The organism is Phytomonospora sp. NPDC050363, from assembly GCF_040655735.1.
In the GTDB taxonomy this organism is placed as follows: domain Bacteria; phylum Actinomycetota; class Actinomycetes; order Mycobacteriales; family Micromonosporaceae; genus Phytomonospora.
Genome location: NZ_JBFAKK010000002.1, coordinates 107,875 through 121,192, shown reverse-complemented (window position 1 = coordinate 121,192; position 13,318 = coordinate 107,875). Strand labels below are relative to the sequence as shown.

The following is a 13,318-nucleotide window of genomic DNA, read 5'->3' as shown; positions in this document are numbered from 1 at the left end:
TCAGCCACCCGCTCCGGGCGCGAGGAAGCCGTGGTGGGCCAGTTCGAGGGTCTCGGTGGCGACCTTCGGCGAGTCGGCCGAAAGCTGCGGACCGGTCCAGCGCACCGGGACGACGTCGACGAGCGCCCAGCGCGTGATCACCGTGCCCTCAAGGGTTCGGGCCTCGATCGTGGCCGTCTTGCGCTTCACACCGTTGGCCATGCTCGCGAACCAGGCGGTGATCTTCGAGCTCTGCTTGGTGACCGGGCGGCTCAGCTTCACGTTGGAGTACTTGATGCGGGTCGGCAGCTGCCAGATCTGGCCGTTGTTGCCGCCCTCCTCTCGTTGCTCCATAACGAACTCGCAGCCGAGGCCGTCGCATGAGTTGAAGGCCCCGAGGCTCTCGTCATCGATCTTCACGATGAAACTCACGGCCACCGCTTCGGTGTCGGCCAGCGTCATGGGAGGTCTCCTCTCAGTGCCACAAATCGGTCAGCGCGCCCCGGCGCTCGCGGTCGATGCGCAGATCGGCGCGCAGTCGACGCAGCAGCGGGTCGTACAACTTCGCGAGCAGTTCGCTCGGTTCCGCACCGGCCGCGGGAGCAGCCGCGGCCGGTGCGGAGGTGCTTGCCGCGGGCGCCGACTCGGCCGGAGCGGCGGGCGGCGGCTCGGGCGGTGGCGCCGCCTCCTCCACCCGCTGGACGAGGGTGGGGGGCGGGAGTGTGGAGGGCGCGGCGGCGACCATCGGCATGGTGGGCTGCCTCGCGAACCCGGGGGTGGCGGGGCCTCCGGCGCCGGTGCGCTGGAGGACGGTGGGGAGGGCGTGGGCGGTGCCGTTGGCTCTGCCGGGGGCCGCGCTGCCGTTGGCGCCGCTGGTGCCGTTCGTTCCGCTCGTGGGGCCGAAGCCCGGTGCCGCGCCCGTGGTGAGGCGGGAGACGACCGGGGCGGAGTGGTTATCCACAACCGCGCGGTTGTCCACAGCCGAGGGTGCCGACCACTCGACAGCCACGACTGAGGGGGTCGTACCGTCAGAAGTGGGAGGAGGATGGGTGGCCCCTGTGACCGGCAGCGTCAGCATGGACGCGGCCGACGAGGCGCTGCTCATCGTGCCGAAGGGGGCGCTCCCACCGCCGGCCGACTGGCCCGAGCCGCTGGAAAAGGCGGAGCTCGGGGAGGGCGCGGCGCCGAGGGTGGGCACGGTCTGGACGGTGGGCATCGGCGGGGCCGTCGACCGCGAGACGGTGAGCGACGCGGCCGAGGTGCCGACGGTGGGCCCGCCCGGTGTGCCGGTGGCGGTGCCCGAGGTCAGCAGTGGGCTGAGCGTCGAGCGCTGGACGGCGGGCGCGGGGCTCCCGTCGATGAGTGGAAGCGCTGCGCCATCGCCGCCGGGGCTGTCGCCGAGGGAAGTCGCGGAGGCCGAGTCGCTTGCCACCGACGCGGGGGTGAGGGGCCGGTCGCCGATGAGCTGTGCTGTGACGGACGGCGTCTCCGGGTTATCCACAACCGGTGAGTTATCCACAGGGGACGGCTCGGACCACTCGACACCCACGCCTGGCGCCTCCGTACCGTCAGAAGTGGGAGGAGGATGGGTGGCCCCTGGCGTGGAGGTGGGGTCGGAGAAGGACGCGGAGGAGAACTCCGGTGTGGTCGGCGAGGAGAAGGCGGAGGCCGACGACGCGCCGCTCGGCGAGCCGGGGCTCGAACCGAACGGCGAGGTGCCGGTGCCCGTCACGACGGGGAGGCCGTCGGAGGCGGAAGCGGGCGACGAAGTCGTTGGCGAGCTGAGGGGAGTGCTCGCCGGCGAGGTCGCGAGGCGCTGGACGGCGGGGGTCGCCGGCGAGGAGGTTCCCGTGGACGCGCTTGAGCTGTCGGCGCCGTCGGCCGGTGTGAGCGGCAGGGGTGAGGAGCCGAGGGTCGGGGCGTCGGGCGCGGCGGACGGGCTCGGCGAGGGCTGCGGCGCCGACGGCGGCTGAGCCGGCGGCGAGGAGTGCGTGAGCGGCGTCGACGTGGGCCCGTCGGCGAGGCGGGAAACCATGGCGGGGGCCGAAGGGCTGTCGCCGCTCGCCAGGCGGGAAACCGTCGGTACCGACCCGGGGGTCGTCGCGCTCGGGGTTGCCAGCGGCATGGCGGCGGGTGGCGTCTCAGGAGCGGTCGGCGTCCCGTTGCCGCCGCCGAGGCCCAAAGGGACCGGGCTGGCCGCCCCCAGGGTCGGTGCGTCGTCCTCGGCGATTCTGCTGACGGAAAGCCCCACCGGCAATGACCTTGGGGAGGCTGGGGCGGCGATCTGTGGGGTCACTGCCGGTGGGAGCGGTGCCGGAGTGGAGCTCATGTCGGGCGCGATGAGAGGCGGGCCGAGTCCTCCGCGTCGACGCGCCGGTGCTGCCGCGGGCGACTCGACCAGAGGCAGTGCCGGTGTCTCGGGCGAGCGCTGGACGATGGGTGCGCCGACGGGTGTCGCGGTCGGGGGTGCCGCGGTGACCGATGTGACGAGGTCGGGGGTGGAGCCGAGGGTGGGGGTTTCGGCGGGTGTGGCCTCGGCGAACGTGGTCTCGGCGGGGGGTTCGGGCGCGAAGGTCGCTGCCGGGGCCGGCGCGGGGGCCGAGGGGGCGGGTGCGGACTCGACGACCGGCAGTTCACGGAGGTCGGGCGTCTCGACCGAGCCCGCGGTGGCCGGGGGCTCCGTGACCGCCGGGACCGAACGCAGTACGGACATGCCGGAGGGGTCGGACCATCGCTGCACGACCGACCTGCTCGACGCCGGGCTCGCGGGCGGCAGGGCGCGCACGACCGGCAGGTCGGCGACGTCTCCGCCTCGCACGGGCATCGCCTCGACGACGCCCGATGGCGCCTCGGGGGTGACGGCGTGCCCGAGCGGCGCCAGGAAACCCGTCGTCTGCCTGGTGGTCAGGCCCGACGCGAAGTCCTGCGGCGGGTTGACCAGGGGGTGCGAACCCAGCACGCGCTGGACCGGCGGCATCGACCGCCAGTCCCGCCGCGCGACGGGCGCGGGTGGTACGGGCGACGGTGACGGCGGCTCCGCCGCACGTTCCTCGCTCTTGTCACGACTCCAGGGCCACCGCATGGTTCACCGCCCCCCGTTGACCCGCGTGTTGAGGCCCGCGATCTGGTTGACGTACTCGAGCCGGTCGGCGTGCTCCAGGTCGAGGATGTCGTCGAGGGCCCAGTGGAAGTGGTAGGCGACGTACGCGATCTCCGCGTGCAGCCGGTCGGTCGCGTACGTCATGATTCCCCCAGGCGGCTGCCTGACAGGTCCACCTCGAAGTTGTGCGCGCACTCGGGGCAGCGGACCGCCGCCCGGGTGTGCCCTTCGCTGTTGATCTGCCGGTACATGTCCTGCAGGAACGCCAGGTCGGCGGCGAAGAGGTTCTCGACGACACCGACGTGAACATCGGTGACCGTCCCGATGCTCGTGATGACTCGCGCCAGCAGCACCACCGTGAGGTACGCGGAGTTCTCCCGGACGCGGTCGTCGCGCAGGGGGACGAGCTCGTCGCGGGCAGTCGCCAGGCGCATGATCCCGCTGCGGTGCACGGTTCCGGAGTCGTCGACGTACCCGCGTGGCAGGGTGAAGGCGAATTCGGTGCGCATCGGCTCGCGGACGGCAACGTCCGGCTCGTCGTCCACGATGGACGGCGGCTGCTGGGTGGCGGTGTTGGTGCGTCGCATCAGGCGGCCGGTTTCATCTCTTCGTAGGTGATCACGAGCTTCTCGGTCAGCACCGAGGTGTCACCGGCCTTGAGGGCGCCGATCTCCAGGCTCTTGGGCCAGGCGTTGACCAGCGTGTACCGCTTGATGGGCGTGCCCTCGTAGTCGTAGACGATGATCGCGCCGCCCTTGCGGGCGTCGCTCATCTTCCCGAAGTGCGCCGACTCGATCCACTTCTCGAAGCTGTTGTCGCCGGTCAGACCGCGGGTCAGGGTGACCTCGCCGGCCTTCGGGCGGCCCGGCAGCTTCTTGATCACGAACTTGCCGTCCATGGTGTTCTGCTTGAGGTCGATGACGTCCTGTTCCATCTTCAGGCCGCTCACCTCGGTGATGTGCTTGATGACGATCCCGTCGATCTCGCAACCGAAGGAGTGACCGACCGAGGAGTCAAGGTCCGGAAGAGCCATGTTCGCGCCTGCCTTTCTGCTGCTGGGGGATTACTCGCTGACCTCGCTGGTGCCACCGGAGAACTGCGACAGCCGGAAGATGACGAACTCGGCCGGCTTGACCGGCGCCACGCCGACCTCGCAGATGACCTGTCCGGCGTCGATGCTCTCGGCGGTGTTGGTCTCTCGGTCGCACTTGACGTAGAAGGCCTCGTCGGGGGTGAGCCCGAACAGGGCGCCCTTGCGCCACTCGTTGACGAGGAAGGCGCTGATCGTGCGGCGGATCCGCGACCACAGGGCGTCGTCGTTCGGTTCGAACACGACCCACTGGGTCCCGGCCAGGATCGACTCCTCGAGGTAGTTGAAGAGCCGGCGCACGTTCAGGTAGCGCCACGCGGGGTCGCTCGACAGCGTCCGCGCTCCCCAGATCCGGATGCCGCGGCCGGGGAAGGCCCGGATGCAGTTGATCCCGATCGGGTTCAGCAGCTCCTGCTCGATGCGGGTCAGGTGCGTCTCCAGCATCACCGCGCCGCGCACGATCTCGTTGGCGGGCGCCTTGTGCACGCCGCGCGCCGCGTCGGTCCGCGCCCACACGCCCGACATGTGGCCGGAGGGCGGGACGAACTCGTTCGTGCCGGACGCGGGGTCGAAGACCTTGACCCACGGGTAATAGAGGGCGGCGTACTTCGAGTCGTAGCCGGCGAGGTCGACGCGCCAGTCCTTGATCTGCTGCGGGTTCATCGCCGGCGGCGGGTCGATCACGGCGACCCGGTTGCCCATCATCTCGCAGTGCGCGATGACGGCGAGCTGGACGGCCTTGACCGTCTCCAGGTCCACCGCGCCGCGCAGGTAGGCGCTCATGAGGTCCGGTACGGCGACCATGGTGACCTCGTCGATGGCCTCAAGGCCGCCGACGCCGGAGCGGTCGGAGGCGTCGCCGACGTAGTCGTCGGTGACGATCTGGGCCGGGAGGGCGGGCGTCGCGGCGGGTTCGATGAGCTGGACGGTCCCGGCCGCGGGGGCCGTGGTGATCGTCTGGGTCTCTTCGAGGGTGATGACCTGCGACTGCTCGGCGACGACCTTGACGGCGTTCTCTTTGCCGCGCTTGAAGGTCAGGTTCTCGAAGGTCTCCACGACGCGGTCGTCGCGGGTGACCCGGATGGTGAAGCGGTCGGCGGGCTTGTCCTCACCGGTCGGCTCGGCGAACTGGACCGAGACGCGGGTCCCGGCGGGCAGTTCCTTCCCGCGGACGCGGTAGTTGCCGACGATCGCCTGCGGGCCGGTCACGTCCGGCGCGCCGTCACCGGAGGAGCCGTTGCCCCCGATGCGCACGATGTAACAGTTTCCGCCGCCGTTGAGGAAGTACCCGTACACCGCGTGGGCCAGGTAGCAGTCGGGCGCGAAGTCACCGAAGGTCTGCGTGAACTGGCTCCAGTTGCTCACCAGGGTGGGGGTGTTGTACGGGCCCTGCGTCGCGAACCCGAGGAAAGCGGCCACCGCGGTGCCCACGCCTTCGATAGGCCGTGATCCGGCCTCCGTCTCCTCGATGTACACGCCTGGCGACAAGTACGTAGGCATGCTGCCTCCTGCGTCTAGGTGTCCTCGCGTTGATCGTGCGGTGCGCCCCCCTTGTTCGACACAAGCCGCCGGACGGTGTGTGGGGGAATCTTTATGTGCCCGAACAGGCACTCACGGAAGCCAGAAGTACGTCAGGTACGAGTAGTAGTCCGCGCGGCTGTTCCAGTACCCGATCGTGCACATCTTCGAGTAGGCGTCGGCGAGCCGGACGGCGTTCTGGGCGTCGAGTTCGTTGTCGAGCAGCATCAGCGGCTGGTCGGCGGCGTACACGGAGAACGTGTCGCCGCTGGCCTCGTAGCGGACGGCGTCGGAGTCGTAGGTGACGCACGTGTCCTCGTTGACGTCGCTGTCGCTGGTGCCTTCGCCGAGCCAGTACTCGTAGATGAACTGCTGCGGGTCGGGGCGGGCGTTGCCGCGCCCGATGAAGCAGAAGCGGTCGTGGTGGCGGGCGAGGTCGAGGCCGCGCAGGGCGTCGTCCTGGTTGTCGTAGAGCGTGAGGAGGTTGCCGTTGTCCTCCAGGCGCCAGCCGTCGGCGCCGAGGTCGACGACGGTGAGGCCGTCGGGGTCGTAGTCGATGCAGTCCTCGGGTTCGAGGACGGGCGGGTGGAACTCGGGCTTCGGCTCCGGCGTGGGGGTGGGCTCCTCGGTCTTCTCGGGTTCCTTCGAGGCTGCGTCGGAGCCCTTCGCGCTCGGCGCGGGCGGGCCCGACGAGGGGGCGGCCGAGTTGTCGGGGAGGGCCTCGCCCATGAGCTGGGGGCGGATCCACATGAGGCCGATGGAGGCGACGACGGCCACGGCGGCGAGGCCGGCGGCGACCTTGGGGACCCAGCCGGCGATGAAGGGGACGACCTCGCGGTCACCGTCGAGGCGGATGGCCGGGGTCGGGTCGCGGGGGCTGACGATGACGCTGAAGGGGAGGTTCTGGGCGCGGCCGGTGAGCTTTCCGGGTGGTTTCACGTGAAACATCACGCGCTGCTGCCCCGGTGGGACGGCCCTCTCGTCGGCGGGGAGGTCGAAGCGGATCTGCCCGGTGGGGTCGGTGCCGGTGAGCCGGACGGCCTCGATGACGTTGCCGGTGTTGAGCATGTCGACGACGTGGCGGGTCGCGCCGCGCCCGCTGCCGCGCTGCGGCTGGAGCGTGGCGACGAGTTCGCGGTACTCGCCGACCTCGACGGTGGCCTGGACGTCGGCGGTGAGTCCGCGGTGGAGGGTCGAGGCGGCGCGGACGGTGAACCAGGCGTTGCCCGGTGAGGTCTCGGGCCGTCTCGGCGGGCTGATGCGGACGGTCGCCTCGGCGCGCTGGCCCGGGTAGATCGACAGGCGGTCGGGTTCGACGGTGGCCCAGGCCGCGGCGGGGCCGATGACGAGGATGACGAACTCCTCGACCTGGCTGCCGGCGTTGTGGACGGTGACGGTGGTCGCGACGGTCTCGCCGGGCTGGACGGCGAGCGCGCTGTCGGACAGGCTCGCCGCGGCGGCGGCCTGCTGGGCCTCGCTCGGCGGTCTCGGGATGCCCGTTCCGCCGCGCACCGGTGGTGGTGTGCCGTCGCCGCGGTCCCAGTCGAGGAACACGCCGCAGTCGTTGTTGGCGCAGAACTGCGCGTCGTCTGGATTTTGCCGCCCGCAATTACGGCAGACAATCGCCATCGCTGCTCCCCATAGCCGTGTTCTGGCACTGTCCCCCGGTGGTGGGCCGGGTGTCAGGTCGCGGGATGCGGGCGACGGAGCAGGGTCGTTCGCCCTTTCGGGCAAGGGTGGGAGTCCGTGTGGTTGCCCCTGTGCGCGGGCCGCACGGGGTGTCATGCTGAGGTCGACGCCCGGTTGAGGAGGATCTTGTGGCCGCTGTGTTCGCGATGACTTTGCCGGGCCTCGTGGTGCTTCTCTTCGTCGTCGCCCTGCTCGATCAGCTCGCGGTGAAGGCCGGGAAGACGAAGTGGATTCCGTGGCGGGGCAGTGAGCGGGCCGGGCGGATCTCGTCGACCGGTTTCGACCAGTTGCACGCCGCGATCGTGCCGGGCAAGGACGTCGAATTGGAGCAGCGGCGGTCGACGGCGATGATGCGCGAGGACGAGGACAGCGGCGCGCCTGGCGACGGCCTGGACCTCGACGCGGGCACCGTCGTGATCCGGCGGGCGAAGTAGAACCGGGGCGACCCTTGCGGGCGGCCCCGGTCGGTGTGTCGGGTGCGTCGTCGGTGCGTCAGGCCTCGATCTGGCGGGGGGACGAGGAGCCGGTGACCTCGACCTTGCGCGGCTTGGCCTTCTCGGCGACCGGGATGCGCAGCGTCAGCACACCGTCGGCGTAGCCGGCGCTGATCCGGTCCTTGTCGAGACTCTCGCCGAGGAACAGCTGCCGACTGAAGGCGCCGGACTGGCGCTCGTTGAGCACGAGGTCGCGTTCGGCGACGGCGAGGCTCTTGCGTTCGGCCTTGACGGTGAGGACGTCGCGCTCGATCTCCAGGTCGATGGATCCGGCGTCGACTCCCGGCAGGTCGACCTCGACGACGAAGTGCTCACCGTCGCGGTAGGCGGCCATGGGCATGGTCGCCTGGGTGCCGGTCATGGTGAACATTCGCTGGGTCAGCCGGTCCAGTTCGCGGAACGGATCGGTGCGCATCAGCATCGCGAAAACACCTCCTGACGGAGCAAGGTGGCGCAGCCACTCGACTTGCGCCTTGGGACGACACATAATCTACATCATGCGAAGCAGATCTTCAACTTCGGCTGCGTGAGATATTCTGGTTCCACGACTTCAAGGGAGGCTTCATGACTGCCCTGTCCCCCTTCGACGGGCCGGGCCCGCGGCGGGCCGTCTACAGCATCTCCGTGGCCGCCGAACTGGTCGGCCTGGCGCCCCAGACGCTGCGCCTCTACGAGGCGCGCGGGCTCATCGAACCCGACCGGACCTCGGGCGGGACCCGCCGCTACAGCGCCGACAACCTCCTGCGGCTCCAGCGCATCGGCAACCTCCTGACCGCCGGGCTCAACCTCGCCGGAGTGAAGGTCGCACTCGAACTGGAGGCCGAGAACGCCCGCCTGCGCGCCGAACTCGCGCAGGCGCGAGCACGGCTGTCGGCGCGCGAGGGACGCTAGGAAACCCCGGCCGCTGGAATCCCGCCGTCCTTAGAACAGCCCTCCCCCGCGCTCGAGTTCGAGCAGGAAACGCTTGCGCGGCAGCCCGCCCCCGTACCCGGTGAGCGAACCGTTCGCACCGACGACCCGATGGCACGGCACGATGATGCTGATCGGGTTCTTCCCGTTGGCCAGCCCGACCGCCCGCGAGGCCGTCGGGCGCCCGAGCACCGCGGCCAGCTGACCGTAGGTGCGCGTCTCGCCCGCCGGGATCTCCAGCAGCTCGCGCCACACCTTCCGCTGGAACTCCGTGCCCGCCAGCCGCAACGGCACGTCGAACGCCGTGCGCTCGCCCTCGAAGTACTCGCCGAGCTGGTCGGCGACGTGATCGAAGCCGTGGCCGTCGCGGGGGCCGAAGGTCTCCAGACCGGGGTGGTGGCGCTGGTCCTCCATGTAGATGCCGACGAGATCGTCGCCCTCGGCGACCAGGGTCAGCTCCCCCACGGGGCTGTCGACGACGGTGTGGCGGCGGCTCATGCGATGTCTCCGATCGGGAGGCGGTTGATGGGGTGGTCACCGGTGGCCCACAGGTACTGCACGGCGTAGGCGCGCCACGGCCGCCAGGCCGCGGAGTGCGCGGTGAGCGCGCCGGGCGTCGAGGGCAGGCCGAGCGCGTCGGCGGCGAGCTTGACGCCGAGGTCGCCGGGGATGAACGCGTCGGGATCGCCGAGGGACCGCATCGCGATCGACTCGACCGTCCACGGCCCGAACCCCGGCAGGGCGAGCAGGCGGCGGCGCGACTCGGTCCAGTCGGCGCCCAGGCCGAGGTCGATATCGCCGTCGGCGAGCGCGGCGACCAGCCCGGTGAGGGTGGTGCGGCGGGTGCGGGGCATGGCGAGTTTCTCGGGGTCGAGGGAGGACAGGGCCGACACGGAGGGGAACAGGTGGGTGAGGCCGCCCCAGGGGTCGTCGACGGTCTCGCCGTGGGCGTGGACGAGGCGGGCGGCGTGGGTGCGGGCGGCGGCGGTGGAGACCTGCTGGCCGAGGACGGCGCGGACGGCGAACTCGGCGGGGTCGACGGTGCGGGGGACGCGGCGGCCGGGGGCCTTGGCGACCAGCGGCGCCAGGACGGGGTCGTGCGACAGGAGTTCGTCGACGGCGACGGGGTCGGCGTCGAGGTCGAGCATCCAGCGGCAGCGGCTGATCGCGATCGACAGGTCGCGCAGGTCGGCGAGGGACAGCTGGCAGGCGATGTGGTCGGGCATGGGCCGCAGGGAGGCGATGCCGTGGCCGTGCGGGAGGCGCAGGGTGCGGCGGTAGGCGCCGTCGCGCCACTCCTCGACGCCGGGGACGCCCGTGGCGGCGAGGTGCCCGAAGAGGTTGTCGGGGCACAGCGGCGCCCTATAGGGCAGGCGCAGCGACAGCAGGCCGGGGGTGGCGGTCGCGAGGCCGCGCGCGGCGCGCTGGCGCAGGTCGGTCGGTGTGAGCGCGAAGACCTCGCGGACGGTGTCGTTGAAGGTGCGGATGCTGGAGAAGCCCGACGCGAAGGCGACCTCGCCCATCGGCAGGGCGCTGGTCTCGATGAGCAGCCGTGCGGTCTGGGCTCGCTGGGCGCGGGCGATGGCGAGGGGACCGGCGCCGAGTTCGGCGTTGAGCTGCCGTTCGATCTGGCGGACGCTGTAGCCGAGGCGCTGGGCGAGGCCGGGGACGCCTTCGCGGTCGACGACACCGTCGGCGATCAGGCGCATGGCGCGGGCGACGAGGTCGGCGCGTTCGTTCCAGCGCGGCGAGCCGGGGCTGGCGTCGGGGCGGCAGCGCTTGCAGGCGCGGAAGCCGGCCTGCTGCGCGGCGGCGGCGCTGGGGTAGAAGCGCATGTTCTCGACCTTGGGCGGCGCGACCGGGCAGCTCGGGCGGCAGTAGATGCCCGTGGTGACCACGGCGGTGAAGAACCATCCGTCGAAGCGGGCGTCCCTTGCCCGCACGGCCCGGACGCAGTGCTCGGTGTCCATATTCACGTGTTCCAGCATCTCCCGTGGTCGGGCGAATGACTAGCGAGAAAACGACGGCTCACTCCGGCGGGACACAATGTCGGAAAACCGCCAGCCGAGGGCCACCGGCGTCTGGTCGACTGGGGCCATGACGACTTTCCGCGATCTGCACGTCCCCGGCCGGCCCCTGCTGCTGGCCAACGCCTGGGACGCCGCCAGCGCCCGCATCATCGCCGACGCCGGTGCCCCCGCGATCGCCACGACCAGCGCCGGCGTGGCCTGGAGTCTCGGCGTCCCCGACGGTGACGCCCTCGACCGCGACACCGCCATCGCGCTCATCGCGCGCGTCGTCGCCGCCGTCGACGTTCCCGTGACCGCCGACATCGAGGGCGGCTTCGCCCACGACGCGGCCGGCGTCGGGGAGACGCTGCGCCTGGTCGCCGAGACCGGCGCGGCCGGAGTGAACCTCGAAGACGCCGGACACGGCACCGGCCGGCCGCTGCTGCCCGTCGAGGAGTTCGCCGAACGCCTCGCCGCGGCCGCCGAGTCGGGCGTCTTCGTCAACGCCCGCATCGACACCTACCTGCGCGGCGTCGGCGACCCCGCCGGGCGCCTCGACGCGACCCTCGAACGCGCCGCCGCCTACGTCGCGGCCGGCGCCGACGGGATCTTCGTACCCGGCGTCGTCGACGTCGAGACCGCCACGATCCTCGCCAAGGGCATCGACGCCCCCGTGAACCTCCTCATCGGGCCCGGCGCGCCCAGCGTCGCCGAGCTCGCCGCGACGGGTGTGGCGCGCCTGAGCCTCGGCTCGGGCGTCGCGCAGGCCGCCTACGCGGTGGCGCGGCGGGCGGCGAGGGAGCTGCTGGAGTCGGGGACCTACGAGTCGGTCGCCGACGCCGTCGACTACGGGGAGCTGAACCGCGCCCTGGGCTGAGGGGCACAGTTGACCGGTGAGCGATGACCTGACGCGCCCCGCGGGCCGCGACCGAGACGCCATCCCCGGACACGCGCGCCACCCCGTGTGGTGGCCGGCGGTCCTGGGGGCGAGCGCGGTCGCGGCCTGGCTTGTTTTGTGGGGACTGGCGGGACTGCCGGGGGTGCGGGGGCCGTGGCAGGCGTCGCTGGCGGTGGAGGCCGCGAAGGTCGCGTTGGGGGTCGCGGCTGTGGTCGGCGGGGTGGTGCTCCTGGTGTCACGGCAGCGGGCCGCCGGGGAGAGGGACGCCGACGCGCGTGAGGGTCGGGTCGCCGAGATGTATGGGCGGGCCGTCGAGCAGCTGGGGCATGAGAAGGCGCCGGTGAGGCTCGGCGGGGCTTACGCGCTGGACCGGCTGGGGCGGCGGCACGCGGAGTACCGGCAGATGGTGGTGGACGTGTGGTGCGCCTACTTGCGGATGCCGGTCGAGGTCGCCGAGGAGCCGGAGAAGTCGATCGCGCCGATGGGCGCCGACTCCGGCGACGGGCAGCGGGGCGGGCGGCCGGTGTTCCCGGCGGGTGAGCGCGAGGTGCGGTTGAGCGTGCAGCGGCTGGTCGGCGGGGGGTTGCGGGAGTGGGGGCCGCTCGACGTGGACTTGACGGGGGCGGTGCTGCTCAACGTGGACTTCAGTGGGGCGCGGTTCGGACAAGGGGTGTTCGACGGCGCGACCTTGGTGGGGGTGGCGGAGTTCTCGGGGGCGGTGTTCGAGGAGTACGCGGGGTTCGGCGGGGTCGGCGGGGAAGCGACGGTGGTGCTGAGCGGGGCGCGGTTCGGGGGGACGGCCTTCTTCTGGGACAGCGGGGTGGAGTTCGACCTGGAGGGCGCGGTGGTCGCGCGGGTGGAGGGGTTGGTGGGGGGTGTGCCGGGGTGGGGGCTGGAGGGTGGCGCCGGTGCGTCGAACGGCGTGGAGTTCCTGCGTGAGGAGTGAGGGCACGGGTTGTCCACAACCCACCGGTTATCCACAAGGCCGCTTCGTCGCCTCTGGACCGTCAGGCGTGGGTGGTGGTTGACTGGAAACCGGGGTGGTTTGCCCCCTGGTTGGGGTGGGGCGTGTGTGTGGGGCGCCTTCGTCGACTGCCAATGAAGTCCGACACCCCGCCCACGCGGAATCTGTCATGCTGCGACCATGTCGAATCCCCGAAAGGCCCATGGCTCGTAGGTCACCCGGCGCTCTCCGCGCCGAACAGCCGACGCCCACCCCGTGGACCCTTGCCGGTCCCCAGATCTCCGGCATCTCTCGGCTCACCCAGACGGCCATCCACCGACTCGAAGCCCTGCGTCTGCGGCAAGGAGCCGTGGCCGATGCCCTCGACGACTACCGGCGCTTCCTCAAGCGCACGGGGAAGATCCTCTACCTTCCCAAGGACGAGCCCCCCGCCTGCGATCCGGTCGACGCCCGCGACATCCTCGGCGAAGCCCTCCGCCACCTGCCACCACGGGCCCGAGCGGAACTCGGACGGATCGTCGGCCCCTTGGACCGGGACTTCCTTCACCGGACGCTGCCCGACCCGCACGCTTCCTCAAGATCTCGCTGGCACGCGTCCGCCTGGTGGCGGCGGCGTCTCAGCGACCACTGAGCGACGCGCGGCTTCCGTGTCGGGCGCACCCGAAACC

At 71.6% G+C, this 13,318-nt stretch carries 16 protein-coding genes; 6 read left to right on the top strand and 10 right to left on the bottom strand.

All coding sequences use genetic code 11. The features are described from left to right. Positions 1-441 carry a phage tail protein gene (locus tag AB0I28_RS04980; RefSeq protein ID WP_357489559.1) on the bottom strand — a complete coding sequence of 147 codons (441 nt, stop codon included), beginning with the start codon at positions 439-441 and terminating at the stop codon, positions 1-3. 13 nt (positions 442-454) lie between these two features. After that, positions 455-940 (bottom strand): hypothetical protein, encoded by a 486-nt coding sequence (locus AB0I28_RS04975; protein WP_357489557.1) that lies wholly within the window; start codon positions 938-940, stop codon positions 455-457. Between the two features lie 88 nt (positions 941-1,028). Here AB0I28_RS04975 and AB0I28_RS04970 point away from each other — a divergent pair, with 88 nt between their 5' ends. Further along, positions 1,029-1,952, top strand: coding sequence for a hypothetical protein (locus AB0I28_RS04970; protein ID WP_357489555.1), 924 nt, complete (start codon positions 1,029-1,031; stop codon positions 1,950-1,952). 1,112 nt (positions 1,953-3,064) lie between these two features. On the opposite strand, the gene AB0I28_RS04965 is transcribed toward AB0I28_RS04970, so the two are convergent. From AB0I28_RS04965 to AB0I28_RS04945, 5 genes are all read right to left on the bottom strand, one after another. Then, positions 3,065-3,223, bottom strand: a complete 159-nt coding sequence (locus AB0I28_RS04965) for a DUF6760 family protein (protein ID WP_357489553.1) — start codon at positions 3,221-3,223, stop codon at positions 3,065-3,067. Next, the gene (locus AB0I28_RS04960) at positions 3,220-3,666 is read right to left on the bottom strand and encodes a hypothetical protein (protein WP_357489551.1); all 447 of its coding nucleotides are present in this window, start codon (positions 3,664-3,666) and stop codon (positions 3,220-3,222) included. The genes AB0I28_RS04965 and AB0I28_RS04960 overlap by 4 nt, the downstream gene beginning before the upstream one ends. Next, the gene (locus AB0I28_RS04955) at positions 3,666-4,112 is read right to left on the bottom strand and encodes a phage tail protein (protein ID WP_357489549.1); all 447 of its coding nucleotides are present in this window, start codon (positions 4,110-4,112) and stop codon (positions 3,666-3,668) included. Before AB0I28_RS04955 ends, AB0I28_RS04960 begins: the two co-directional genes overlap by 1 nt. 30 nt (positions 4,113-4,142) lie before the next feature. Further along, a complete protein-coding gene (locus AB0I28_RS04950) occupies positions 4,143-5,669 on the bottom strand; it encodes a phage tail sheath family protein (protein WP_357489547.1) in 1,527 nt (508 codons plus the stop codon). A gap of 111 nt (positions 5,670-5,780) precedes the next feature. Beyond that, positions 5,781-7,316, bottom strand: coding sequence for a hypothetical protein (locus AB0I28_RS04945; protein ID WP_357489545.1), 1,536 nt, complete (start codon positions 7,314-7,316; stop codon positions 5,781-5,783). A gap of 188 nt (positions 7,317-7,504) precedes the next feature. Between AB0I28_RS04945 and AB0I28_RS04940 the strand changes: the two genes are divergently transcribed. After that, positions 7,505-7,810, top strand: a complete 306-nt coding sequence (locus tag AB0I28_RS04940; protein WP_357489543.1) for a DUF6191 domain-containing protein — start codon at positions 7,505-7,507, stop codon at positions 7,808-7,810. 58 nt (positions 7,811-7,868) lie between these two features. Here AB0I28_RS04940 and AB0I28_RS04935 read toward each other — a convergent pair whose 3' ends face one another. Continuing rightward, positions 7,869-8,291: an Hsp20/alpha crystallin family protein gene (locus AB0I28_RS04935; RefSeq protein WP_357489541.1), complete on the bottom strand. Its 423-nt coding sequence runs from the start codon at positions 8,289-8,291 to the stop codon at positions 7,869-7,871. A 143-nt stretch (positions 8,292-8,434) separates the two neighbouring features. On the opposite strand from AB0I28_RS04935, the gene AB0I28_RS04930 reads away from it, so the two are divergent. Continuing rightward, entirely contained in the window at positions 8,435-8,761 is a 327-nt protein-coding gene (locus AB0I28_RS04930; protein WP_357489539.1) for a MerR family transcriptional regulator, read from the top strand. Between the two features lie 30 nt (positions 8,762-8,791). On the opposite strand, the gene AB0I28_RS04925 is transcribed toward AB0I28_RS04930, so the two are convergent. Next, a complete protein-coding gene (locus AB0I28_RS04925; RefSeq protein ID WP_357489537.1) occupies positions 8,792-9,277 on the bottom strand; it encodes a methylated-DNA--[protein]-cysteine S-methyltransferase in 486 nt (161 codons plus the stop codon). Next, positions 9,274-10,755, bottom strand: coding sequence for an AlkA N-terminal domain-containing protein (locus AB0I28_RS04920; protein WP_357489535.1), 1,482 nt, complete (start codon positions 10,753-10,755; stop codon positions 9,274-9,276). The genes AB0I28_RS04925 and AB0I28_RS04920 overlap by 4 nt, the downstream gene beginning before the upstream one ends. A 121-nt stretch (positions 10,756-10,876) precedes the next feature. Between AB0I28_RS04920 and AB0I28_RS04915 the strand changes: the two genes are divergently transcribed. The 3 genes from AB0I28_RS04915 to AB0I28_RS04905 all read left to right on the top strand — a co-directional run bounded on the left by AB0I28_RS04915 (position 10,877) and on the right by AB0I28_RS04905 (position 13,281). Then, positions 10,877-11,665 (top strand): isocitrate lyase/phosphoenolpyruvate mutase family protein, encoded by a 789-nt coding sequence (locus tag AB0I28_RS04915; protein WP_357489533.1) that lies wholly within the window; start codon positions 10,877-10,879, stop codon positions 11,663-11,665. A gap of 16 nt (positions 11,666-11,681) precedes the next feature. Further along, the gene (locus AB0I28_RS04910; RefSeq protein ID WP_357489531.1) at positions 11,682-12,632 is read left to right on the top strand and encodes a pentapeptide repeat-containing protein; all 951 of its coding nucleotides are present in this window, start codon (positions 11,682-11,684) and stop codon (positions 12,630-12,632) included. A 220-nt stretch (positions 12,633-12,852) separates the two neighbouring features. Further along, positions 12,853-13,281, top strand: coding sequence for a hypothetical protein (locus tag AB0I28_RS04905; RefSeq protein WP_357489529.1), 429 nt, complete (start codon positions 12,853-12,855; stop codon positions 13,279-13,281). Positions 13,282-13,318 lie beyond the last annotated feature (37 nt).